23 protein-coding genes are annotated in these 24397 nt (G+C 34.9%); 10 read left to right on the top strand and 13 right to left on the bottom strand.

Translation table 11 applies throughout. The features are described from left to right. Positions 1–789: a glutamate racemase gene (gene murI, locus AAC084_RS16085; RefSeq protein ID WP_339841236.1), complete on the top strand. Its 789-nt coding sequence runs from the start codon at positions 1–3 to the stop codon at positions 787–789. Here the strand turns inward: murI and AAC084_RS16080 are convergent. Both AAC084_RS16080 and AAC084_RS16075 read right to left on the bottom strand, forming a co-directional pair. After that, entirely contained in the window at positions 776–1291 is a 516-nt protein-coding gene (locus tag AAC084_RS16080; RefSeq protein ID WP_339841235.1) for a dihydrofolate reductase, read from the bottom strand. The two genes, murI and AAC084_RS16080, sit on opposite strands and share 14 nt — an antisense overlap. Continuing rightward, positions 1288–1677, bottom strand: a complete 390-nt coding sequence (locus AAC084_RS16075) for a 2TM domain-containing protein (RefSeq protein WP_339841234.1) — start codon at positions 1675–1677, stop codon at positions 1288–1290. The genes AAC084_RS16080 and AAC084_RS16075 overlap by 4 nt, the downstream gene beginning before the upstream one ends. A gap of 55 nt (positions 1678–1732) precedes the next feature. Here AAC084_RS16075 and AAC084_RS16070 point away from each other — a divergent pair, with 55 nt between their 5' ends. Both AAC084_RS16070 and AAC084_RS16065 read left to right on the top strand, forming a co-directional pair. Continuing rightward, positions 1733–2818 (top strand): aminotransferase class V-fold PLP-dependent enzyme, encoded by a 1086-nt coding sequence (locus tag AAC084_RS16070; RefSeq protein WP_339841233.1) that lies wholly within the window; start codon positions 1733–1735, stop codon positions 2816–2818. A gap of 149 nt (positions 2819–2967) precedes the next feature. After that, positions 2968–3264: an isoamylase early set domain-containing protein gene (locus tag AAC084_RS16065; protein WP_339841232.1), complete on the top strand. Its 297-nt coding sequence runs from the start codon at positions 2968–2970 to the stop codon at positions 3262–3264. A 123-nt stretch (positions 3265–3387) separates the two neighbouring features. Here the strand turns inward: AAC084_RS16065 and egtD are convergent, their stop codons facing one another. The 7 genes from egtD to AAC084_RS16030 form a co-directional block, all read right to left on the bottom strand. Next, entirely contained in the window at positions 3388–4356 is a 969-nt protein-coding gene (gene egtD, locus AAC084_RS16060) for an L-histidine N(alpha)-methyltransferase (RefSeq protein WP_339841231.1), read from the bottom strand. A gap of 19 nt (positions 4357–4375) precedes the next feature. Then, positions 4376–5536, bottom strand: coding sequence for an ergothioneine biosynthesis protein EgtB (gene egtB / locus AAC084_RS16055; RefSeq protein WP_339841230.1), 1161 nt, complete (start codon positions 5534–5536; stop codon positions 4376–4378). Positions 5537–5607: 71 nt separating this feature from the next. Continuing rightward, entirely contained in the window at positions 5608–6432 is an 825-nt protein-coding gene (locus AAC084_RS16050) for a thymidylate synthase (protein ID WP_339841229.1), read from the bottom strand. A gap of 129 nt (positions 6433–6561) precedes the next feature. Then, on the bottom strand, positions 6562–7884 hold the full coding sequence (locus tag AAC084_RS16045) for a nucleoside transporter C-terminal domain-containing protein (protein WP_339841262.1): 1323 nt from the start codon (positions 7882–7884) through the stop codon (positions 6562–6564). Positions 7885–8039: 155 nt separating this feature from the next. Beyond that, positions 8040–8669, bottom strand: coding sequence for a bifunctional nuclease family protein (locus AAC084_RS16040; RefSeq protein WP_339841228.1), 630 nt, complete (start codon positions 8667–8669; stop codon positions 8040–8042). 85 nt (positions 8670–8754) lie between these two features. Further along, on the bottom strand, positions 8755–9723 hold the full coding sequence (locus AAC084_RS16035) for an electron transfer flavoprotein subunit alpha/FixB family protein (protein ID WP_339841227.1): 969 nt from the start codon (positions 9721–9723) through the stop codon (positions 8755–8757). A 38-nt stretch (positions 9724–9761) separates the two neighbouring features. After that, entirely contained in the window at positions 9762–10502 is a 741-nt protein-coding gene (locus AAC084_RS16030) for an electron transfer flavoprotein subunit beta/FixA family protein (RefSeq protein ID WP_339841226.1), read from the bottom strand. A gap of 173 nt (positions 10503–10675) precedes the next feature. On the opposite strand from AAC084_RS16030, the gene AAC084_RS16025 reads away from it, so the two are divergent. The 4 genes from AAC084_RS16025 (at position 10676) to AAC084_RS16010 (ending at position 17386) form a co-directional block, all read left to right on the top strand. Further along, positions 10676–11653, top strand: coding sequence for a pyruvate dehydrogenase complex E1 component subunit beta (locus tag AAC084_RS16025; protein WP_339841225.1), 978 nt, complete (start codon positions 10676–10678; stop codon positions 11651–11653). Positions 11654–11759: 106 nt separating this feature from the next. Then, entirely contained in the window at positions 11760–14261 is a 2502-nt protein-coding gene (locus tag AAC084_RS16020; RefSeq protein ID WP_339841224.1) for a DUF5686 family protein, read from the top strand. Between the two features lie 73 nt (positions 14262–14334). After that, positions 14335–14862, top strand: a complete 528-nt coding sequence (locus AAC084_RS16015) for an inorganic diphosphatase (protein WP_339841223.1) — start codon at positions 14335–14337, stop codon at positions 14860–14862. Between the two features lie 115 nt (positions 14863–14977). Then, positions 14978–17386 (top strand): sodium-translocating pyrophosphatase, encoded by a 2409-nt coding sequence (locus tag AAC084_RS16010; RefSeq protein ID WP_339841222.1) that lies wholly within the window; start codon positions 14978–14980, stop codon positions 17384–17386. Positions 17387–17450: 64 nt separating this feature from the next. Here AAC084_RS16010 and AAC084_RS16005 read toward each other — a convergent pair whose 3' ends face one another. Next, the gene (locus tag AAC084_RS16005; RefSeq protein WP_339841221.1) at positions 17451–18152 is read right to left on the bottom strand and encodes an energy transducer TonB; all 702 of its coding nucleotides are present in this window, start codon (positions 18150–18152) and stop codon (positions 17451–17453) included. A 234-nt stretch (positions 18153–18386) separates the two neighbouring features. Here AAC084_RS16005 and AAC084_RS16000 point away from each other — a divergent pair, with 234 nt between their 5' ends. Continuing rightward, the gene (locus AAC084_RS16000) at positions 18387–19388 is read left to right on the top strand and encodes a phosphatase domain-containing protein (RefSeq protein ID WP_339841220.1); all 1002 of its coding nucleotides are present in this window, start codon (positions 18387–18389) and stop codon (positions 19386–19388) included. A gap of 3 nt (positions 19389–19391) precedes the next feature. On the opposite strand, the gene AAC084_RS15995 is transcribed toward AAC084_RS16000, so the two are convergent. The 3 genes from AAC084_RS15995 to AAC084_RS15985 are packed head-to-tail and all read right to left on the bottom strand — an operon-like array spanning position 19392 to position 21593. Then, positions 19392–19994, bottom strand: coding sequence for an aminotransferase class IV (locus tag AAC084_RS15995; RefSeq protein WP_339841219.1), 603 nt, complete (start codon positions 19992–19994; stop codon positions 19392–19394). Continuing rightward, positions 19978–20952, bottom strand: coding sequence for an aminodeoxychorismate synthase component I (locus AAC084_RS15990; RefSeq protein ID WP_339841218.1), 975 nt, complete (start codon positions 20950–20952; stop codon positions 19978–19980). Before AAC084_RS15990 ends, AAC084_RS15995 begins: the two co-directional genes overlap by 17 nt. A gap of 26 nt (positions 20953–20978) precedes the next feature. Beyond that, positions 20979–21593 (bottom strand): deoxynucleoside kinase, encoded by a 615-nt coding sequence (locus AAC084_RS15985; RefSeq protein ID WP_339841216.1) that lies wholly within the window; start codon positions 21591–21593, stop codon positions 20979–20981. Between the two features lie 314 nt (positions 21594–21907). On the opposite strand from AAC084_RS15985, the gene AAC084_RS15980 reads away from it, so the two are divergent. Both AAC084_RS15980 and metK read left to right on the top strand, forming a co-directional pair. Further along, the gene (locus AAC084_RS15980; RefSeq protein ID WP_339841214.1) at positions 21908–22033 is read left to right on the top strand and encodes a hypothetical protein; all 126 of its coding nucleotides are present in this window, start codon (positions 21908–21910) and stop codon (positions 22031–22033) included. Positions 22034–22749: 716 nt separating this feature from the next. Next, on the top strand, positions 22750–24006 hold the full coding sequence (metK, locus tag AAC084_RS15975) for a methionine adenosyltransferase (RefSeq protein WP_339841213.1): 1257 nt from the start codon (positions 22750–22752) through the stop codon (positions 24004–24006). Positions 24007–24397: the final 391 nt, after the last annotated feature.

Below are 24397 nucleotides of genomic sequence, written 5' to 3'. Positions count from 1 at the left end.
ATGGATAAAAGGCCAATAGGTATTTTTGATTCTGGTATTGGAGGAACTTCTATTTGGGGCGAAATTCAAGAACTGTTACCTTATGAAGACTGTATTTATTTGGCCGATAGCAAGAATGCCCCTTACGGTGAAAAATCTGAGGAACGTATCTTAGAATTAAGTATTAAGAACACCGAGTACTTGTTAGCTAAAGGGTGTAAACTCATTGTAGTTGCTTGTAATACGGCTACAACCAATGCTATCGATTATCTAAGAGAGCATTATAAAGTTCATTTTATAGGTATTGAGCCAGCTATAAAACCAGCTGCAATAAACTCGAAGTCAAAAATAGTAGGCGTATTGGCCACAAAAGGAACATTATCAAGTAGTTTGTTTCATAGTACTTCAAAAAATCATGCTGCCGGTATCACTGTTTTAGAACAACGTGGTACTGGTTTAGTTGAAATGATTGAAAACGGAAATTTACAAAGCGATGAATTATATACCCTATTAGAGCGTTATATATCCCCTATGCTTGATAAGGGAATGGATTATTTGGTTTTGGGCTGTACGCATTATCCTTACTTAATTCCAATATTAAAAAAAATGCTACCAGAAAATGTGACTATAATTGATTCTGGGCAGGCGGTCGCTCGACAGACCAAATCTGTGTTAGAGAAATTTAATTTATTAAACAACTCGAATGTTCAGGGTGCGCATCAGTTTTTAATCAATAAAAATGAAAAAGTATTGGTGAACATATTACCAACCGAAAAATTGAAGTTATCCGTTTGTTTTAAAGATTTTTAAGAGCATTGTTTTTTCTTTCGTAGGTGATATAGGTGAATGAAAACTTATGTCTTTCATCTGTAGGATGAAATTCTTGTTTCGTCATCATCCAGCAGTCTTCGTTTATTTCAGGAAAAAAAGTGTCTGCATCTTCAAAGTTGGCGTGTACACGTGTAAGTTCTATTTTATCTGATTGTTTTTCAGCTAATTTGTAAATTTCCCCACCTCCAATTATAAAAGCAATCTCATTTTTAACAAGAGCAATCGCATCCTCTAAAGAATGAACCACAATGCATTCCTCATAATCTACCGAGTAATTTTTATCTCTGGTGATAATAATGTGGGTTCTATTTGGTAATGGTTTAGGAAAACTTTCATAAGTTTTTCTTCCCATTATTATTTTATGTCCAGAGGTCAATTTTTTAAAACGTTTAAAATCATCTGGTAAATGCCATAGCAAATCATTATCCTTTCCCAAGGCATTATTTTCTGCGGCTGCGGCAATCATTATTAGAGTCCTCAAAGCAATTTTTTTTTGGTGTCTATTTCTATTATTGGAGCAGAATCTATTTCCTTTTCAATTTCTACAATCCTATTTTTTTGTTTTTGCACCAGTTTCTCACGCTGAGACCGTTCCCAGTCTTTACCCATGAATTTATTAGTTACAAAAACATTGATAATATGTAGAGCGAACAGAAATGCCCAAAAGGTAATGGCCCAAATAAACCAATTATATTCCTGTCCGTATTTAAAAATTTTATTTATAAGCACCAAGAAAACACTACCCACCAAAAAAACAACGAAATGCGTATAAAGTCGTTTCTTTTGCTGAATTCTTTTTTGAGCATATTCTAAAAGTTCATGCTGCTCTAAATCTAATTTGGAGGTATTTTTATTTTTGGAAAACATCGCTCTTCCTATCTTTGGCACAAAGATACAGGAATTGTGTTTTACTCAATAAGCTATGGAAAAATTTAGAAAGGAATTTCCCGTTTTACGAAAAGGTATTTATGCAAATACGGCGGTGTACGGTTTAATGTATGAATCGTTATTAGATTGGAGACAAGAACATGATCTTGACTTTTTGATTTACGGTAGTGATATGCGCGTGAAAACTTTAAAAATGTTATCGGATACACGAACAACGGTTGGAGCGTTCTTTAATTGCAAACGTGAGAATGTTGCGTTAGTTAACAATTTTTCTACGGGGCTAAATGTTTTGTTGGAAGGTATACATCCGAAGAAAAAAATACTTCTTATTGAAAATGACTATCCTTCCCTTAATTGGGGTTTCGAGAACCGAGGTTTCGATATTCATTACTTAAAAATGGTTTCTAATTTAGAAAATCGTATTCAAGAAACTATTGAGAAGGAACATATAGATGTGCTAGCTTTAAGTCTAGTGCAATGGTTAGATGGTTTTTCAATAGATTTAGATTTCTTGAAGCAACTTAAAAATAAGTTTCCAGATTTATTGATTATTGCAGATGGCACTCAGTTTTGTGGTAGTATACAATTTGATTTTGATAATTCAGGCATTGATGTTTTAGGGGCCAGTGCTTATAAATGGTTATTGGCTGGTTATGGAAATGGATTTATGCTTTTCTCTGACCGTATAAAAGAAGAAGTTTCTATAAATAATATAGGTTTTAATGCTGCAAATGGTGATTTAGATAAAAAGGATACGATACGATTTGCTAAATTATTTGAGCCAGGTCATTTGTCTTCTCTAAACTTTGGGAGTTTAAAGTATTCATTGGATTATTTTACGAAAATTGGGATGGATAAAATAACGGAACAGAACCAAAGATTATCTGAAAAAGCAAAAAATGAATTTCAGGCATTGGGACTTTTAGACGAGATGTTTAAAGAAAGAAAAATGCATAGTACTATTTTCAATATTAGGGCTGATGATGCAACTTTTCAACATCTTTCAGCGAACGATGTGTATTGTGCCCAAAGAGGTGAAGGTGTACGGTTGAGTTTTCATTTCTACAATACCGAAAAGGAAATTGATTCCATTGTAAAAATCTTAAAAACAAGGAGATAGCTATTCGTTAAAAGCAATAATTGTAGCGTTAAATTCTTTAGCAGCTACAAAAAAGCATTATTTTTTATCAATTTCACAAAAGTATCTTAAGTGTTGGAAATGAGTGTTTTATTGTGCTAGTTTTGCTATGAATATTAAAAATAAATATCATGGCAATTGCAAAACAATATTTAAAAACAAAGCCTGTGTGTAAGGTGACTTTTACGGTTCCTGCGAAAGAAGCAAAAAAAGTAGCTGTAGTTGGAGACTTTAATAACTGGAGCCCAAAAACTAGTGCATTGAAAAAATTAAAGAATGGTACCTTTAAAGGGACTATTGAGCTTCCAAAAGAAAATTCTTATGAATTCAAGTACTTGGTTGATGGTGAATACATTAATGAAGCTGAGGCTGATCGGTACCAATGGAATGAGTTTGCTGGTTCTGAAAATGCTGTTATTGAATTGTAGTCAATTAAATTTTTGTATAAAAAAAGGTATATTATCTTAGGATAGTATACCTTTTTTCTTAGTCCATTTTCTAAATGGTCACATAAATTTTAATTGTGATTATTTAAAATGTTGAGGTTTAATTTATGATTTATTAAATACGCAGTTTTTGTATTCGTTGTTTTTCGATTGATATGACGTAATCATTTTTAAGCCAGCTTCTTTTGCAAGCCATGTAATAATTTCATCATCATATTTTTGTGAAATTTCGGTATGTATTGTTTCCCATGGTTTAAAAGTTATTGTTGAATCTAAGTTTCCAATCCGAACACTTTGTTCTATTTTAGATACAAGATAACTTTTTGCGGTCCCTGTTTCAGGATCGTAAACCTCCCAGTGTAAAAATTCGTCTAAATCGAAGTTGGCACCCATTTCAGCATTTATTCTTGCTAATATATTTTTGTTAAATGCAGCTGTAATACCATCTTGGTCATTATAAGCATCTAAAATCGTTTGCGGATTTTTCTTTTGGTCAAACCCCATAAAAAGTAAATCATCAGCAGTCATTAGCTGTTGAATTTTTTTCATGAATCCCCTTGCTTGGTTATGCTCTAAATTGCCAATATTTGAGCCCAAGAATAAAATAATTTTTCTATTTTTTCGATAACTTATCTCTTCTAATGCACTAAAATAAGTTCCTTGAAATGGTTGAACTTTCACTTTTGGAAATTCTCTTTTAATAGAATTTTCTAGTTGGTTCAGTGCATTCTCACTTATGTCGATGGGTAAATAAGTAAAATTAATATTCTTGTCACTTAATTCTTTTAAAAGAATTTTGGTCTTTTTACCATCGCCAGCACCAAGTTCTATCAAGTCAAAAGTTCCTTGTCTTGAAAATAATTCAGTAATTTCTGCTTTATGATTTACAAAAATCTCATATTCACAATCAGTAAGATAATATGTTGGCATCGCCATAATATCTTGAAATAGCTTGTCGCCTTTTTTATCGTAAAAATATTTTGAAGAAAGATGTTTTGGGTGGTCAGTTAAACCAGTATAAACTTCTTGTTCAAATTCTATAGTAATAGATGATTTTTCTTTTATATTCTGCATATTAATGAGTAAGTCGTAATTACTTGGCTAACCTTATACCGGTATATTGCCATCTTAAATCGGTTTGAAAAAAATTGCGATATGTATGTCTCGCATGTTTCGTTGGGGTAGCTACAGAACAACCACGTAGCACTTTCTGATTGACCATGAATTTTCCATTGTATTCGCCTAATGCACCATCAGCTTTTTTATAGTTAGGGTAGGGTAGGTAAGCACTTTCTGTCCATTCCCATCGTTGGCCCCAATTAAACCGTTCCTGTACAGCTTCCCATTCAAATTCGGTAGGTAGACGACAACCTTTATATTGGGCGTATGCAAACGCTTCATAATAGGATATATGAGTGACAGGAGCTGCTAAATCAATTTCTGTAAGTCCGTTGAGACTGTAATTATACCAAACTCCGTCAATTTGATGCCAATATAAAGGAGCTATAATATTATTTTGTTGAACCCAATCCCATCCTTGGGCGTGCCAAATGTCAAAACGCTTGTAACCGTCAGATTTAATAAATTCTAAATACTCAGCGTTGGTAACAAGATTGTTTGATATAGCATAGTTATGCAAGTATACTTTGTGTCTCCCTAATTCATTATCAAAACTAAAGTCAGTAGAATTATGCCCGATTTCATAGATGCCTTCGTTCAAACTTATCCATTTAGGCTCCTTATAATCCAGCCTGTATTCTTTGAATAAATCTGAATATTTTGGTAAAAGCGGATTGTTACCCAGAATATATTTGATGTCCGTCAATAATAATTCTTGATGTTGTTTTTCATGATGAATTCCAATTTCAAGAATTTGACGTAGCTCTTTGTTCTGGTTTAAATTAAGTAAGTTGCTCATGGCATTGGTGACATAATGCCGATAATCATATACTTTTTTAACAGAAGGTCTTGATAAATTGCCTCTATCTGCTCGAATTACACGTTTACCAACGGTTTCGTAGTAACTATTGAAAACAAACGAAAAATCATCATTAAAAACATTATAAGATTTGTCAAATTCTTTTAGAATAAATTCTTCAAAGAACCAAGTAGTATGACCAAGATGCCATTTTGGTGGAGAAACGTCGATAATGGGTTGAACAACAAAATCCTCAATTTCTAGGGGTTCACAAATTAACTCAGTTTGCTCTCGAGTTTCTATGAAGAAATCTAGGAGCGTATCAGTACTAATCATCAAAACAATTTTTTTCTAAGTTAGAAAAAATTGAGCAACTGTAATTAACCTTATAAATTAAGAAATTGATACTAAACCGCAACCATTCCTTTTATATGAGGATGTGGATTATAATCAACTAAAGTGAAATCTTCAAATTTGAAATCGAAAATATCTTTAACATCAGGGTTGATTTGCATTTTTGGCAAAGACCTAGGTTCCCTGCTTAATTGCAGCTCAACCTGTTCCATGTGATTGTTGTAAATATGGGCGTCCCCAAACGTATGAATAAAATCACCGGCTTCGTAACCGCATACTTGTGCCATCATCATTGTGAACAACGCATAAGATGCAATGTTGAAAGGTACGCCTAAGAAAATATCAGCACTTCGTTGGTATAATTGACAAGATAGCTTTCCATCAGATACGTAGAATTGAAAAAAAGCATGGCAAGGTGGTAAAGCGGCCTTTCCATTAGCAACATTCTCTGAAAATGATTTAGAAGTGTCGGGTAGTACACTAGGGTTCCACGCGGTTACTAACATTCTTCTGCTATTAGGATTGTGTTTTAGTGAATGAATTACCTCTTTAATTTGATCAATTTCATCATCGTTCCAGTTACGCCATTGATGACCATAAACAGGACCTAAATCACCATTTTCATCTGCCCAATCATTCCAGATGCGCACTCCATTTTCTTTTAAATAATCAATATTTGTATCACCTTTTAGGAACCATAATAATTCATATATGATAGATTTTAAATGCAGTTTCTTAGTAGTGACCATAGGGAAACCTTCACTAAGGTCGAATCGCATTTGATAACCAAATACACTTTTAGTTCCCGTTCCTGTTCGGTCACCTTTTTGGTTACCCTCTTTAAGAACATGTTTTAAAAGGTCGTGGTATTGTTTCATATAAATAGTATTAGTCTCGAAAATGGATTTTCGAGGTCGCACAAAAATACTATTTAGATGAATTTTAGAAAAGGATTTATAGAACGGGTTATAAGAATTTATTAACGAAAATTAATCTTGATTCATTACTTATCCCAAAATCATACCCGCAATAGTAGCAGAAAGCAGTGAAGCTAAAGAACCACCCAAAACAGCTTTCATACCGAATTCAGATAAAGTTTTACGTTGTCCTGGGGCAAGAGATCCAATACCTCCAATTTGTATACCAATAGAGGCGAAGTTTGCAAAACCACAAAGCATATAGGTTGCCATAATTACCGATTTATTATATTTTAAATGGGGCAGGGTAGTTAAATCTTTTAATTCTGTTAGTTGTATATATCCCACAAATTCGCTGGCGACAAGTTTAATTCCTAGTAGTTGTCCCATCAGCATAATATCTTCATTGGCAACACCGATGAGCCACATTAATGGAGCGAAAATAGTACCTAAAATTGCTTCAAGAGAAAATTTCTGATACGATGTGTTTTCAGCAATCCATGAGTTTAAATGAGTAAAATCACCTGTCCATTCTAAAATACCATTAACCATAGCGATAATAGCGACAAATACCAATAACATTGCACCTACATTAACGGCTAATTTTAAACCCTCTGTTGTTCCATTTGCAATAGCATCCAATACGTTTGAGCCTATTTTTTCTGACGATACATGAATATCGCTATTTACTTCTTCAGTCTGGGGATATAGTATTTTTGAAATGACAATTGCCCCTGGTGCGGCCATTACCGAGGCAGCTAATAAATGTTTAGCAAAAACCAATTGTAACAATTCATCTTCACCACCTAAAAATCCGATATAAGCAGCTAAAACTGCACCAGCAAGAGTTGCCATACCGCCAATCATGACCAATAGAATCTCTGATTTGGTCATTTTTTCTAGATATGCTTTTATCAATAAAGGAGCTTCGGTTTGTCCAAGAAATATATTTCCGGCAATAGAAAGACTCTCAGGTCCTGAAATACCCAAGGTTTTAGAAAGTGCCCAAGCAAGCCACTTCACCACTTTTTGTATCAACCCTAAATAGAATAATAAGGAGGTTAGAGCAGAGAAAAATATAATTGTTGGTAGTACTTGAAAAGCAAATATGTACCCGAAAGTACCCGTGTCTACTACAAGACCTTCAAAAAGAAATTTACTACCTGCGCGGGTAAACTCTAAAATGCTAACAAAGATTCTTCCAATTTGCTCAAAAACCAATTGTACAAATGGAATCTTAAGTACGCCAATAGCAATAACTAACTGTAATGCAAGCCCAATACCAACAGTTTTCCAGTTAATAGCTCTTCTATTAGAACTGAATAAAAATGCTAAAAGTAATAAGACAGCCATTCCAAGAATACCTCTACCAAGACTATTAAGGGAAAAGCCTTCATTTGGTTCCATACCCATAACACTAGCAGTAGCGACATCTTCAACTAAAGTAGTGTCGGCAGTGTCTTGTATGGTTTGAGTTAAGTCTACGTCTTGAGCAAAAGTAATTGTAGTGAGTATTAGTGCAAAAAATAGCAGCCATTTGCCCTTTTTCATAAATTGTAATTTAGTGTTTAGTTGCGTTTTGAGATTTCATCTCTCAATTTTGCTGCCTTTTCGTAGTCTTCATTGACGACTGCTTTTTTTAATTCTGTCTCCAGTTCGTCAATTGTTAGCTCGGTATAACCATCACTAGCTCCAGATTCTATTTCTATAGTTTCACCTTCTTGTAGAATTTCATCCACCATTATACTGTCATCGCTATCCTTTTTCTCTTTATCCTTTGAGGAGAATTTTAGAAAAATTCCGGCTTTATCCAAAATGGTCTTATAGGTAAATATAGGTGCGTTAAAACGCAAAGCTAAAGCAATGGCATCGCTTGTTCTGGCATCTATGATTTCTTCGATACCATCTCTTTCACAAATGATACTGGAATAAAAAACACCATCCACTAATTTGTGAATAATAACTTGCTTAATAACAATATCGAACCTATCTGAGAAATTCTTGAAAAGGTCGTGTGTAAGGGGTCTGGGCGGCTTTATCTCTTTCTCTAAAGCAATTGCTATAGATTGAGCTTCAAAAGCGCCAATGACAATGGGCAATTTTCTATCACCTTCTACTTCATTCAAAATAAGTGCATACGCACCGTTTTGTGTTTGGCTATAAGAAATGCCTTTTATTTTTAAACGTACTAGACTCATATATCTTTAACTAAAAAAGGCTGTTCAAATACTTGGGGCTCCAACTACTTGAACAGCCCTTTAAGGGGCACAAAATAACAAAAAATTAGCCGTTTTGAGCTTTAAAAACCTTTAATTTTTCAATCAACTGAGGAACTACTTCAAAGGCATCGCCAACAATTCCGTAATCTGCTGCTTTAAAAAATGGTGCTTCTGGGTCATTGTTGATAACAACTTTAGTTTTTGAAGCGCTTACACCTGCCAAATGTTGAATTGCTCCAGATATACCGATTGCAATGTAAAGATTACTTGCTACTGGCTTACCTGTTTGGCCAACATGCTCGCCATGTGGTCTCCAACCAAGGTCGGAAACTGGTTTGGAGCATGCTGTAGCAGCACCAAGAATATCGGCAAGTTCTTCTATCATTCCCCAATTTTCTGGACCTTTTAATCCTCTTCCGGCAGAAACAACTATATCTGCGTCGGCAATAGTTGCTTTACCTACTACTTTATCGATTTCTACTGATTTAGTGTCGTTCGTATTATCATCCGTAGAACCACTAATTTCTTCAACAGTTATATCTGTTTTGTTTTCATGAGCTCCGAACGCATTGTTAGATACTCCAATTATTTTGATGTCAGTAGCTATTTGAGTGTGCGCAAATCCCTTATTACTGAAGGCAGTTCTTTTGACCATAAAAGGAGAAGTACTTTCCGGAGCCTGTACTACATTAGGTGCATATCCTGCAGATAGTTTTGCTGCTAATAGTGGGGCTAAATATTTTGTATCGGTACTAGAGCTGAGGATTACAACCTTAGCGTCTGTACTTTTAACAGTCTGTGCAATAGATGCTGCGTAGGCGCCGGCATTAAAAGTTGCTAAAGAATCATCCTTTATATGTAATACTTTAGAAACACCATATTCACCTAACAATTCATTATCAGTACTATTGAAGGCGACCGCCGTAACAGTGGTGCCCATCATTTTAGCAACTGCCGATGCGTAAGAAGCAACTTCTAGTGCGTTCTTTTTAAATTTTCCTTTTTCTGATTCTGTATATACTAAAACTGACATTTTTTTTCTTTTTAAGTTTTATCCTAATTTCTGGGATATTAAATGACTTTAGCTTCATTATGTAATAGGTCAATCAATTGATCAACGCTATCGGCAAGTTTTACTTGACCTTTTGCTGCTGGTTTATCGAATTTTTTATCCTCAGTGGCTTTTAATCCATTTACTGGTTCTAAGACACTTAGGCTTTTCTTTCTAGCCATCATAATACCACGCATATTCGGTATGCGAAGATCACTTTCTTCTACTAATCCTTTTTGACCGCCAACAACAAGAGGAAGTGAACTACTCAATTTCTCTTTACCTCCATCAATTTCTCTAACAGCGGTAACATTATTGCCATCAATTTCTAGATTAATACAAGAATTTATAAAATTCATGTTAGATAATGATGCTAATATTCCTGGCACCATACCGCCATTATAGTCAATAGATTCTCTACCGCCTATAACCAAATCGTAACCTCCGTTTTTAACAACTTCGGCCAATTGTTGAGCAACATAAAAACCATCGGTAGGTTCTGCATTTATTCTAAAGGCTTCATCTGCGCCAATAGCCAGCGCTTTGCGCATTGTAGGTTCGACACCTGGTCCGCCAACGGTTGCAATATGTACCGTAGCCCCTTGTTTTTCTTTGAACCACATAGCTCTTGTCAATCCGAATTCATCATTTGGGTTGATAACAAATTGCACACCATTGGTATCGAATTTCGTATCGCCATCAGTGAAATTAATTTTTGAGGTGGTATCTGGAACATTACTTATACAAACTAATATCTTCATGTGTAAAAAACTTTAAATCAATGAGGACGAAGATAACTATTTAATTCTAAATTTACTATGCATGCATAGTAAATTTTATAACTTTTTTTAAATACCGCGTTCTGTTAATTGATATTATATTTCCTATTTTTGCTTGCTTTCTAGCATATAACAAAGAATAATATTTTCAATAGATGAAAACACTACAATTTAGAGAAGCGATAGCCGAGGCGATGTCCGAAGAAATGAGAAAGGATGAGTCTATCTATTTGATGGGTGAAGAGGTAGCTGAATATAACGGCGCTTATAAAGCTTCCAAAGGTATGTTGGATGAATTTGGCCCTAAAAGGGTTATTGATACACCAATTTCAGAACTTGGTTTTGCAGGAATAGGAGTTGGTTCTACAATGACGGGAAATAGACCGATTATTGAATTCATGACCTTTAACTTTGCGTTAGTAGGTATCGATCAAATTATAAATAATGCGGCTAAGATTAGACAAATGTCCGGTGGGCAGTTTCCTTGTCCTATAGTTTTTAGAGGTCCAACTGGGTCTGCAGGTCAATTAGGTGCAACGCATTCACAAGCTTTTGAAAGTTGGTTTGCAAACTGCCCTGGTTTAAAGGTAGTGGTACCGTCTAACCCAGCAGATGCAAAAGGGTTATTAAAAGCGGCAATTCGTGATGATGATCCGGTTATTTTTATGGAGTCTGAGCAAATGTACGGTGATAAGGGTGAAGTGCCAGAAGGAGACTATACTATTCCATTAGGGGTAGCTTCTATTCGTCGTGAAGGTAAAGATGTTACAATCGTATCTTTTGGTAAGATTATTAAGGAAGCTGATAAAGCTGCCGATGAATTAGAGAAAGAAGGAATTAGTTGTGAGATAATTGATTTACGTACTGTTAAACCATTGGATTATGAGGCAATTTTAAAATCTGTAAAAAAGACTAACCGTTTAGTTGTTTTAGAAGAAGCATGGCCATTTGGTAATGTTGCTACTGAAATTACATATCATGTACAAGCACATGCATTCGATTATTTAGATGCTCCTATTGTTAAAATTAACACAGCTGATACTCCTGCACCTTACTCGCCAGTTTTATTAGCTGAGTGGTTGCCTAATTATAAAGATGTCGTTACAGCTGTTAAGAAAGTTTTATATAAATAAAAAATACTTTTGTAAAAGTATCTTAGCTTCTCCGACCAAGTCTGGAGAAGCTTTTTTTATTGATAGGTGATTTGATTTAAAAAATGCAGGACAACCAAGAATTTTAATGAAAGGAATATTTTTTATAATAGTCAGTTTTTGTTTTTTTATAGCACATGCTCAAACTAAGATTGGGGGTATTGTGGTTGATGAACAAGGTGAGCCAGTGTCATTTGCTAATGTTTTTTTTAAGAATTCAACAGAAGGTACAATCACTAATGATGACGGTAGGTTTTACCTAGAGTCAGAGAGTGACTACCCTACAGTAATGGTATCATTTATTGGGTATACGGAATATGAGCTAGAAGTCACAGGTAAGGTAATGTATGATTTAAAGATTGTACTTGCAGAGTCGGCGGAGCAATTAAATGAAGTAGTGCTAATAGCGGGTAAACAATCAAAGAAGAATAACCCTGCGATCGATATTCTTCGAAAGATTTGGGCGAAGAAGCGTCAAAACGGTGTTAGGCAGTTTAATCAATATGCCTTTGATAAATACGAGAAGGTTGAGTTCGATTTAAATACAATTGATAGTTCTTTGATAAAGAGTAAAATTTTTAAAGGACTTGAATTTGTATTTCAAGATTTAGATACGTCTAGAATTACAGGAAAAACTTATCTACCTATTTTCTTGAATGAAACATTTTCTAAAGTTTACGGTGATAATAAATTGAACGAAGAAAAGGAAGATATTTTAGGGAATAAGAACTCAGGATTTGAAAATAATCAGGCCATCATTGCCTTCGTAAAAGACTTGTACCAAGAATATGATGTATATAATAATTATTTAAAATTTTTTGATAAAAGTTTTACAAGCCCCTTATCCAAAACGGGTATTGACACCTATAATTATGCGTTGCGTGATAGTGCATTTATCGATAATAAATGGTGTTACAATATTGTATACTACCCTCGACGTAAAAACGAACTTACATTTAAAGGTGATTTTTGGGTAAATGATACTACATATGCTATAAAGAACATTAATCTACAGGTAACCAAAAGTGCGAACATCAACTGGGTAAAAGAAATCTATATAGAACAAGATTTTGAGGTAATGAACGATTCTGTTTTTCTACTGAAACGTGACTATATGTTGAGTGATTTCAGTTTTAACAAGAAAGAAGAATCTAGGGGTCTGTATGGTAAACGAACTACCGTTTATGATAATTATGATTTTGACAAGCCTAAGCCTAAAGAAGCATATAGAAAAGAGCGGAATCCATTAGACGTTACTCAAATATTGAAGGATGATGTGTTTTGGGAGAAAAATAGACTGGAAAGCTTAAACAAAGATGAGAAAGGAATTTATAAATTATTAGATACGCTTAAAACGGTTCCTAAATTTAAATCCTACTACAATTTTGTAAGTATTCTAGGTTCAGGGTATGTTGAAATGGATAAATGGAACCTAGATTTAGGTTCGGTTTATGATTTTTTCGGATACAACAGTGCTGAAGGAGCTCGAGTGAGAATAGGTGCAAGAACATATTACGGCCAAAACGATCCTTGGCGAATTGAAGGTTATACTGCTTATGGGTTTAAAGATCATAAATTTAAACATGGTCTTGCTGGTAAGTTTTTAGTGGATAGAAATAGTAGGTTGATTGTCTCTGGAGGTAATCGTAGGGATATTGAACAGCTAGGTGTTAGTTTAACGGCAACCAATGATGTGCTTGGGCGAAGCATCGCATCTTCGTCTTTATTGACAGTTGGTGCTAACAATCGACTGACAAATATTAACCTTAGTGCTCTTAATTTTGAAATTGAACCGCTAACTAATTTTAAGGTTTCCGCGGGTGGAACCTTTAGAACATTAAGTTCTGCTTTGCCAAATGATTTTAGTTTGGACTATGTGGATCCAGAATCTCCAACAGGTGTTTCGTCAGAAATACGACAATTTGATTTCAATGCACTTATTCTATATACTCCAGGTAAGAAAACTATTGGTTATGGTGTAGAACGTCGTGATGTTAACGATACCTATAGTACCATATTATTAAATTATACTAAAGGGACTAAAGGAGTATTAGATAGTGATTTCGACTATAGCAAGCTTCAATTTTCATATAGTCAACCTTGGCAATTAGGGGGTTTCGGTAGGTTGTTGAGTACTGTAGAGCTTGGTAAAACATTCGGAGAAGTGCCTTTAGGGCTGTTAAGTGTAGTGCCAGGGAATCAAACTTTTTTCTCTAACTATGGTACATTTCCAAATTTAGATTTTTACGAATTCGTTACAGACACATATGCTGCGGTTCATTTACAGCATAATTTCAATGGTAGGTTTTTCTCAAGAATACCCTTCCTTAGAAAATTTAATCTTAGGGAATTAGTGGCGATTAGAGGAGTATGGGGAGATTTGTCCGATGCAAATAAAGCATTGAGCGCACCCGCAACGGCAAACACACCGTTACGTGCACCTTCAGAAAAGATATATTATGAATATTCCTTCGGTATAGGTAATATTTTCAAGATATTTAGATTGGATTTCAATTTTAGAGGCAATTATCTAGATAATCCTAATGCAAGGCCGTTCGGAGTTACCGGAACGTTTGGATTTGTCTTTTAATTCAATTAATTTTTACAATTATAACAAACAAGTAACGTTGTCTTAGACAACATTAAACTAAACAACTAATAATATGGCAGCAGCTAAAGGACTAACCTTTGATGTTTTAATAGAAATTCCGAAAGGAAGCAGAAATAAATACGAATACGATTTTGCATTACATAAAATACGATTTGACCGTATGCTATTTTCTTCCATGATGTACCCTGGGGATTATGGATTTATACCAGAAACTTTAGCTTTGGATAAGGATCCACTTGACGTTTTGGTAATGGGAACAGAGCCTACATATCCAATGACAGTAATGGAAGTTAAGCCAATAGGTGTATTTCATATGACCGATGAAAAAGGACCAGATGAGAAAATTATTTGCGTTCCTGTTTCAGACCCAATTTGGAGTAACAATAATGATATTAGCGATTTAAATCCTCATAGATTGAAAGAAATTGAACATTTCTTTCAAGTATATAAAGATTTAGAGGAGAAAAAAGTAGATACTGGTGGTTGGGGAGATGCTAAAGAAGCAATAGAAATATACCACGAATGTGTGAAGAGATATAACGAAAGTGAGCACAAAGCAAAACGTACTTTTGTCATTTAAATAATTATTACCGATTTTAAGGCCACTTTTTAAACTAAAAAGTGGCTTTTTTTATTCTATTCTAATTTACTACTTTAGCCGCGCTAATTTTATAACTAAACAAACAACAGATTAAATGGAGTCACTAATGATTTATATGCCAATAGTAATGGCTGTTTTAGGCCTAATTTATATGGGTATCAAGAGGTCTTGGGTAATGAAACAAGATGCGGGAGATGGAAAAATGAAAGAAATATCAGATTACATTTATGAAGGCGCTTTAGCTTTTTTAAGTGCAGAGTATAAGCTTTTGTCCATATTCGTAGTAATAGTAAGTGTTTTACTTGCTATAGTTTCATTTGTAGTACCAACAACTCATTGGTTAATTGTAGTGTCATTTATATTCGGTGCTATATTTTCTGCTTTTGCAGGAAACATAGGAATGAAAATAGCAACTAAAACCAATGTACGTACAACACAAGCTGCCCGTACAAGTTTACCTAATGCATTAAAAATTTCATTTGGTGGTGGTACCGTTATGGGGCTAGGTGTTGCAGGCTTAGCAGTTCTAGGGCTAACAATATTTTTCATCATCTTTTTCCAGTTTTTTATGGGTGGTGTTTGGACCTCAACAATGGATATGACAATTGTTCTAGAAACACTAGCAGGTTTTTCGTTAGGTGCTGAATCGATTGCATTGTTTGCACGTGTAGGCGGTGGTATCTATACGAAAGCTGCCGATGTAGGTGCAGATTTAGTAGGTAAGGTAGAAGCAGGTATTCCAGAAGATGACCCTCGTAACCCAGCTACAATTGCCGATAACGTTGGTGATAATGTTGGTGATGTTGCAGGTATGGGAGCAGATTTATTTGGTTCATATGTAGCAACAGTTCTAGCCGCTATGGTTTTGGGTAACTACGTAATTAAGGATATGGGCGGTAGTATTTCTGATGCCTTTGGTGGTATTGGTCCGATTCTTTTGCCAATGGCTATCGCAGGTGTAGGAATTATCATTTCAATTATTGGTACAATGTTGGTGAAAATTAAGAACAATGATGCCAAAGAAGCTCAAGTTATGGGCGCTTTGAACATAGGTAATTGGACGTCTATTGTTCTCGTTGCTATTTCTTGTTTCGGATTGGTGACTTGGATGCTTCCTGAAACTATGGAAATGGAATTCTTCGGAGAGGGAATTCAGCAAATATCTTCTATGCGTGTATTCTATGCTACGTTGGTAGGTCTAATAGTAGGTGCTGTTATTTCTTCGGTCACTGAATATTATACAGGATTAGGGAAATCTCCAATTTTAAAAATTGTACAACAATCCTCTACAGGAGCAGGTACAAATATCATCGCAGGTTTAGCAACAGGTATGATTTCAACGTTTCCGTCTGTGTTATTGTTCGCAGCGGCTATATGGTCTTCATACGCATTTGCAGGTTTTTATGGTGTTGCTTTGGCAGCATCGGCAATGATGGCAACAACGGCAATGCAATTGGCTATCGATGCATTCGGACCAATATCTGATAATGCCGGTGGTATTGCAGAAATGAGTGAGCAAGAACCTATAGTTAGAGAAAGAACCGATATTTTAGATTCAGTGGGGAACACTACTGCCGCTACAGGTAAAGGTTTTGCCATTGCTTCTGCAGCATTAACTTCTTTAGCTTTATTCGCTGCTTATGTAACGTTTACAGGTATAGATGGGATAAACATTTTTAAAGCTCCGGTTTTGGCAATGTTATTCGTAGGTGGTATGGTACCGGTTGTATTTTCAGCTTTGGCAATGAATGCGGTTGGTAAAGCGGCTATGGAAATGGTTCAAGAAGTTAGACGTCAGTTTAAAGAGATCCCTGGGATTATGGAAGGTACGGGTAAGCCAGAATATGATAAGTGTGTTGCAATCTCCACAAAGGCTTCTCTGAGAGAAATGATGTTACCAGGTTTGTTAACCATTGGTTTTCCATTAGTAATTGCTTTCGTACCATTATTATTTGGAATGAATAAACTGGCAATTGCAGAAATGTTAGGTGGCTATATGGCTGGTGTTACGGTATCAGGTGTTTTATGGGCGATATTCCAAAATAATGCTGGTGGTGCTTGGGATAATGCCAAAAAGTCATTTGAGGCTGGTGTTGAGATTAATGGTGAAATGACATATAAAGGTTCTGAGGCTCATAAGGCAGCAGTTACAGGTGATACTGTTGGTGATCCTTTTAAAGATACTTCTGGTCCATCAATGAACATCTTAATAAAATTGACTTGTTTAATTGGTTTGGTAATTGCTCCTATTTTAGGCGGACATGCTGAAGATGGTGTTACTATGCAGAATGATGCAAAGGAAATCAATATTGATTTGAATGTTGAGAATAAAGATTTAGCTGAAGCTACAATTACGTATACCACAACGGTTAACGGCGAAGCTGTAACGGAAGAGATTTCTTATAACGGCACTAAAGCAGAAGTAGAAGCGCAATTGGCTGCTTTTGAAAATGCAAATGCTTTGGAAAAAGGAACCACTACTGAAATAGAAATAAAAAAGTAGTTAACTCATTCTTTTCATAATAAAAAAACCATCAGCATTGCTGATGGTTTTTTTGTGCTTTAATTTACTGCAGTTTAAAGGTGATTGGAATGCTGAAAGGAACTTTTACGGCAGTACCTCTCTGTTTTCCGGGGGTCATTTTTGGTAGTTTAGATAGTATTCTAGCAGCCTCTCTTTCTAAAAGTTCGTGCGGACCTCTTTTGCGAATAGTTCCAATACTACCGTCTTTGTTGATGATAAATTGAGTGCTTACCCTACCTTGAAGTCCCATTTCTTGGGCTAATTCTGGGTATCTGAAATTTTTTCTTATATGCTTTTGCATCATTTCGTTAAAACAAGCTCTCTTGTCCTTTTCGTTCTCACAACCAGGAAAAACAGGTACTTCTTCAATAGTCACCCAATTTACTTCAACTTCATCAGGCTCTTCAACAACTTCAAAATCTGATACTTCTAAGACTTCGGTGTTGGCATCAACTTCAATGGCTATTATTTCCGTCTCTTCAACTTCTGTGTCATTCTCTTCAATTTTTATTTCTTGAGGCAAAACCTGTTTCAATTTTGGTTCTTCAACTTTGAAATCCTTTACAGGCTCTTCTTCAATTATGCCCTCAGGAGTGTTCATACTATAGTCGTAATTTATTTCAGGCTCAAATGTTTTCCATTCTAAGGCTACATATACCATTGATAGTACGAGTAGTAACCCAAACACGAAATAAGTTGTACTGTTCTTGTTGAGGTCTTTCTGTGGATTTTTTTTTGGTTTCATAATTTTAAAATTTAGACTTGCTTAAAACAAGTTGGGTTATTACTCATTTGCTTTCATAAAGCTATTTCATAGGTAGAGGTTATGAAACAAGGAATGAGTCAGTGGTGGTTTTGAATGAGTGAAATGACGCTATTAAGCGAGTCTTTCTGCTTAGACGGTTTATATCGAGGAGTAAATTATTATTTGTTGAAATAATAATTTAAAAGGTAGCGGAAAGACCGTAATTTTAACGCCATGGGTATTTTCAAGAAAGACAAGCTTCAGATTATTAACTTTCAGTCTTATGGCAGTGCAACCCGGCTGTATGTACGAGGTCGTGCTATTGAGGATGAAAATATTGATTTAGACCAAAAAGGTATTTTCAATTTGATGGGGAATACTTGGAAGCGGTTTGAAACCGATGAAGTAAGAAATACTGCTCTTAAAATAACTTTTGCCAACGGAGAGACGGTAGAAGGCACTACTGATGACGATGGGTATTATTTGATTGATGAAAATATTGAGGGACTTCAAAATTTAACGAATGATGAAGGCTGGGTAAATTTTGAACTGTCATTTACCGATACCAATTTAAAAAGAGAAATTTTATTGCAAAATAGATTTCCTGGGGAAATGCTGATTCCTAGTGAACATGCTAAATTCGGAGTAATCAGTGATATCGATGATACCATTTTGCATACTGGCGTAGTTTCTTCTTTAAAATGGAAAGTGATTTTGAATACTATGTTTAAGCGCGCTACTAAGCGAAGGCAACTAGAAGGAGCTTCAGATTTTTATTTAAAACTCCACAACGGGAAAACAGGGAGTGAAGCGAACCCTTTGTTTTATGTGAGCCATAGCCCTTGGAATTTATATAGATATCTAGAACTCTTTTTAAAAACGAATAACTTTCCTAAAGGGCCTATATTATTGCGAAGTATGGCCAGTTTTAGAATGCGTAAAAAGAATGACGAGAAACCACAGAAGCAACGAGAAATTAGCAATTTATTAAAAGCGTATCCTGATTTGCCATTTATTTTAATTGGTGATAGTGGTGAAAAAGACGGTGATATTTATCAAGAAATTTCAACGCTGTTTCCGGGGAGAATAAAAGCAATCTACTTACGCAGTGTCAATCATTCAAAACGAATGAAACGTATTGAAAACCTCTTTTCAGATTTTACCGATATACCTTTTTTAATGGTGAACAAAACTTCAGAAGCCATTGAACATGCTAAAGAGAACGGATTTATCTAAATCCTATCCGTTTACAATATTTTGAATACGAATCCACCTGTCTTCATTAAAATCGTTTAAAGCATTGATTAATTGAAAGCTTTCAAATAGGTGAATAGTATCTACTTTGATTGGAGCTTCTGTAATTTTTTCTTCAGCAATAAGTCTGGCTCTACAAGTTCCATGTAACAGTGGGGTAGAAGGCGTCACAATTTTGTGTCCATCGGTAAAGATAATATTGGAATAAGTTGCATCTGTTATATGACCATTCTTTACAATCAATACATCCTCAAAATCTACTTTTTTATAGTAGAGTTGATTCAATTGTTTGCGATCAGTATATTTTAAATTGTAATCTATGTCATCATCTTTTAATAATAATAGGCTTGTAGGTATTTTGTTGAGGTATTCAGAAACTGTCCATGTTGAGTCGGTTTCTTTATAATCGATTCGTAATTTGTATTTAAGACAGCGATCTAATTGAGGTAGATTTAATTTGTCAAATAAAGAAAACTTCGGTTCACATCCGTAGAATTGAAAATAAGATGTTTTGAACCGTAATTCATGATACTGACCATTCTTCATTTGGCCATTTTCTATACAAACAGATTCAAATAATGGGTACATAAATTTTTTCTAAAAGTTCTTGGTATTCCTCGTCAAGCTGGCTTAAGTGGGTTATTCCACCACCACTCTTATAATATAGTTGTCCGTCAACTTGTTCAATATACCGAATACTGACCGCACTGTCAATTTCAGAACCATTGAAGACTCCGAAAACGCCAGTGTAAAATCCGCGTGGCATAATTTCTACACGTTCAATAATTTCTATCGTTTTCTTTTTTGGAGCTCCGCTAATAGAGCCGGCCGGTAAGGTTTTCAATAGTAAACAGGCAAAATCATCTTTCCAATTTTTCGGTAATTCACCTTGTATTTCAGTGCTGGTCTGTAATAATTCTTGAGTACCTTTTTTAATTTTTTCTATATACCTGAACTTGTTGACCTTTACTTTTTTAGCAATCATAGAAAGATCATTTCTTATAAGGTCTACAATGGTATTGTGTTCGTATAGTTCCTTTTTATTAGAGAGCAATAATTCTTCAGCATTAGGTATATCACTATTTATGGTGCCCTTCATAGGGTATGAGAATATATTTCCATCCTTTATTTTTAGATAACACTCTGGTGAAAAAAGAACGAATTTATCTTTATAAAGTAGCTTATAAGGTGCCGAAGCTGTCTTGTATATATCTTTTAAACCGGCAGTAGTTTTTAATTCGGTTGGGAAAGTGAGGTTCAGTAAAAAGCTGTTACCATTACTTAATTCTTTCTTAACCGTATCAAAAGCTATTTTATATGTTTCTTTTGAAATAGGTTTTGGTAGAAGGTCTATGGGGATATCAACAAATGATTCTGATTTTAGAAGGTGGTCGTTGCCTTTTCCTTTAATATTGAAATATATGTTTTCGTTGGCCGCTTCTTCAAATGAATACACCAGTTTTTCAGACTTGTTGAAGTCAATTATAAATAAAAACGGTTTTTCTTCGTGTAGTAGGCGAGTAACCTTCTGTTCGAAATCTTCCAATTGGGTTGATTTTAAGGAAGGATTTACTAAAATAAGCCGTTAATTTCAGCGTCTATTTTATTCAAAATAGTACCTAAGTCTTCAGGATTGTCAACAAAGTCTAAATCGTCAACATCAATAATAAGTAAATTCCCTTTTTCATAGCCATGCACCCATGCTTCATAACGCTCGTTCAATCGGCTTAGATATTCAATTGAAATTGTGTTTTCGTATTCACGTCCACGTTTATGAATTTGTTTCACTAAATTGGGTATAGAACTTCTTAAATAGATTAGCAGATCAGGTGGTTCAACTAAACTTTCCATCAGGTCGAATAGACTAGAGTAGTTTAGAAAATCACGATTGGTCATTAAACCCATAGCGTGAAGGTTAGGTGCGAATATATGTGCATCCTCATAAATTGTTCTATCCTGTATAATATCCTTACCGCTTTCCTTAATTTGTAAAATTTGACGGTACCTACTGTTTAAAAAATAGATTTGAAGGTTGAAGCTCCATCGTTCCATTTGATTATAAAAATCATCTAAATAGGGATTCTCAACAACATCTTCAAAATGCGCTTCCCATTTATAATGTTTTGAAAGTAATCTGGTCAAGGTTGTTTTTCCTGCACCAATATTTCCGGCAACTGCTATGTGCATAGAACTAAATTGATTAATGGTTGTGTTGTTGTTTTCAGCAAATTAGGTGGTACAAGATACAAGATAACTATAGGAAGTAAAAACATATTTGTTGTATGACGTAAAAAAAATCTGTTGTATATATTTATTTTCTATTGAAAGGTTCATTAAACCCATTGCATTTTTGTGAGTCTTAACATGTATACTAACATAACCTTTCGCTTAATTTCTTTAGCTTAAATATGTTTAAGTTCACAAACATTTTTGGGTACATAGCATAAACCAAACGAATAGATGCTTTAAAAGGCTGGGTTAATATTATTGGTATTAATAGTGTGAGTAGCACTATCAACTCTAATTTTGAAGATGAGTCGTTAACGGGAAGCGGAAAATATGAACGTACTTTTGGTAAGATAAAAGCATCGGTACAGGGTTACCTAGGTTTGGTCTACGACCAATAATTTAGCAGACGACCAACAACGTACCTCAAATTCATTAACGCAAAATTATACAGGTGTCCTATCTACCATTTTCAAAAATCTGCCTAATTTAGAACTTTGCTACCGGTATACTGTAAATAATTATGAAAACGGTGATTTGGAAATGATCTTTTACACGAGTAGACCTTACGCTCGCTTCGATACCAGTTTTTTGAAGAATTTTATTTTCTATATTTATTACGATTATTACAACTATACTAATGAAGTAAATACTATCTCGAAAAAGTATAGTTTTTTGGAATCGAACCTGACGTATCAGAAAAAAGATAGCCGATGGGAGTACGGTATAAAGAGTGCGAATTTATTAAATACCACTACGCTAAATAGTGATAATACTAATGAATTATACTTTAGTACACAGGCTTATTTTGTATAACCGCGCTACATACTTTTCTCAATAAAATATGACTTATGATATTGGTAAAGCAACTGAGTAAATTGAAGATTATTGATTGCGTCAATAAATAACACCATATTAAGATATGGAACTGAACATTTTTAATACTTTTGTAACCTAATTAAAATATAGAGGAGGGATTTGACTGATTGCAACCTCTGTTTTCAACCTAAGCGGTTAGTGAACAAAAAAATGCTAAAGCAGTTGATGTAGATAAATTTCTCATCATACTTCTTTTCGGCATTCGTTCAAATCCTTTTTAAGAATAAAAAAGTTTGTTATGCCATATTTATTTACATCAGAATCAGTTAGTGAAGGACATCCGGACAAAGTTGCGGATCAAATCAGTGACGCATTATTAGATAATTTTCTGGCCTTTGATCCAGAAAGTAAAGTTGCTTGTGAAACATTGGTAACTACCGGTCAGGTAGTATTGGCTGGTGAAGTAAAGAGTGATACCTATTTAGATGTACAGTGCATTGCCCGTGAGGTTATCAATAAAATAGGATATACTAAAGGAGAATATCAGTTTAGTGGAGATTCTTGTGGTGTTATTTCATTGATTCATGAGCAGTCACAAGATATTAATCAAGGTGTTGACCGTGGTTCAAAAGAGGAACAAGGTGCTGGTGATCAAGGTATGATGTTCGGTTATGCGACTAGCGAAACTGAAAATTACATGCCATTGGCATTAGATATTTCTCATAAAATTCTTCACACCCTTGCTGAAATTAGACGTGAGAACAAAGAAATCAGTTATTTAAGACCAGATGCCAAGGCGCAGGTTACAATTGAATATTCTGATACCAATGAACCACAACGTATAGATACCATTGTGGTTTCTACGCAGCATGATGCCTTTGACAAGGATGATGAAAAAATGCTTGCTAAGATTAAATCAGATATCATTTCTATTCTAATCCCGAGAGTAAAGGCGCAGTTACCTGCAGAAACTCAAAAGTTATTTGATGAACAAATCAAGTATCATATTAATCCAACGGGTAAGTTTGTCATTGGCGGTCCTCATGGAGATACTGGTTTAACGGGTCGTAAGATAATTGTTGATACCTATGGTGGAAAAGGAGCTCATGGTGGTGGTGCTTTCAGCGGAAAAGACCCAAGTAAAGTTGACCGTAGTGCTGCATATGCAGCAAGACATGCTGCGAAAAATTTAGTGGCTGCAGGTGTAGCAGATGAGATTTTGGTACAAGTAAGTTATGCGATTGGTGTTGTAGAACCAACGTCTATTTATGTTGATACGTATGGTACTTCAAAAGTGGGGTTGAGCGATGGCGAAATAGCTAAGAAAGTGGCTCAATTATTTGATATGCGACCTTTCGCAATTGAAGAACGTTTAAAACTAAGAAACCCTATTTATTTGGAAACCGCTGCATACGGACACATGGGGAAAACTCCTGTTACGATTACCAAGGTTTTTGAATCACCATATAACGGTCGTATCGAAAGAGAAGTGGAATTGTTTACTTGGGAAAAGCTTGATAAAGTTACAGAGATAAAAGAAGCGTTTAATTTATAATTTGCTTGCGTGCATAGTAAAGCAATTTGCTACTTCGATACACGTATTCCATAGATTGCTTGTCCCGATTGCTATCGGCATCGCAAAGAAGGTTAATTTATTTAATGTCAAATAGATAAATGCTTCGTGTTTCACGAAGCATTTTTTTTGCAACATAGTATCGAACTAAATGCTAAACGTCTTTGAGAACTATTCTACCTTTTGGAAGAAATAGCGTAGTAATCGGTCTATTCGGGACACGTATTTATCAATTTGCTTCTACTGATAGCTATCGGCATCGCAAAGACGTTATTCCCAATTGATTTTATTTTATGGTATGATGTTATTGGAGTCTAATTTTAATGTGACTTACTGATAATGACCTTTACACAACAAATTTGAATGGTTTTGC

The sequence above is a fragment of the uncultured Maribacter sp. genome, from assembly GCF_963977385.1.
In the GTDB taxonomy this organism is placed as follows: Bacteria; Bacteroidota; Bacteroidia; order Flavobacteriales; family Flavobacteriaceae; genus Maribacter.
The sequence above is the reverse complement of the archived record's forward strand: the minus strand, read 5'-3'. Positions and strand labels throughout refer to the sequence as shown.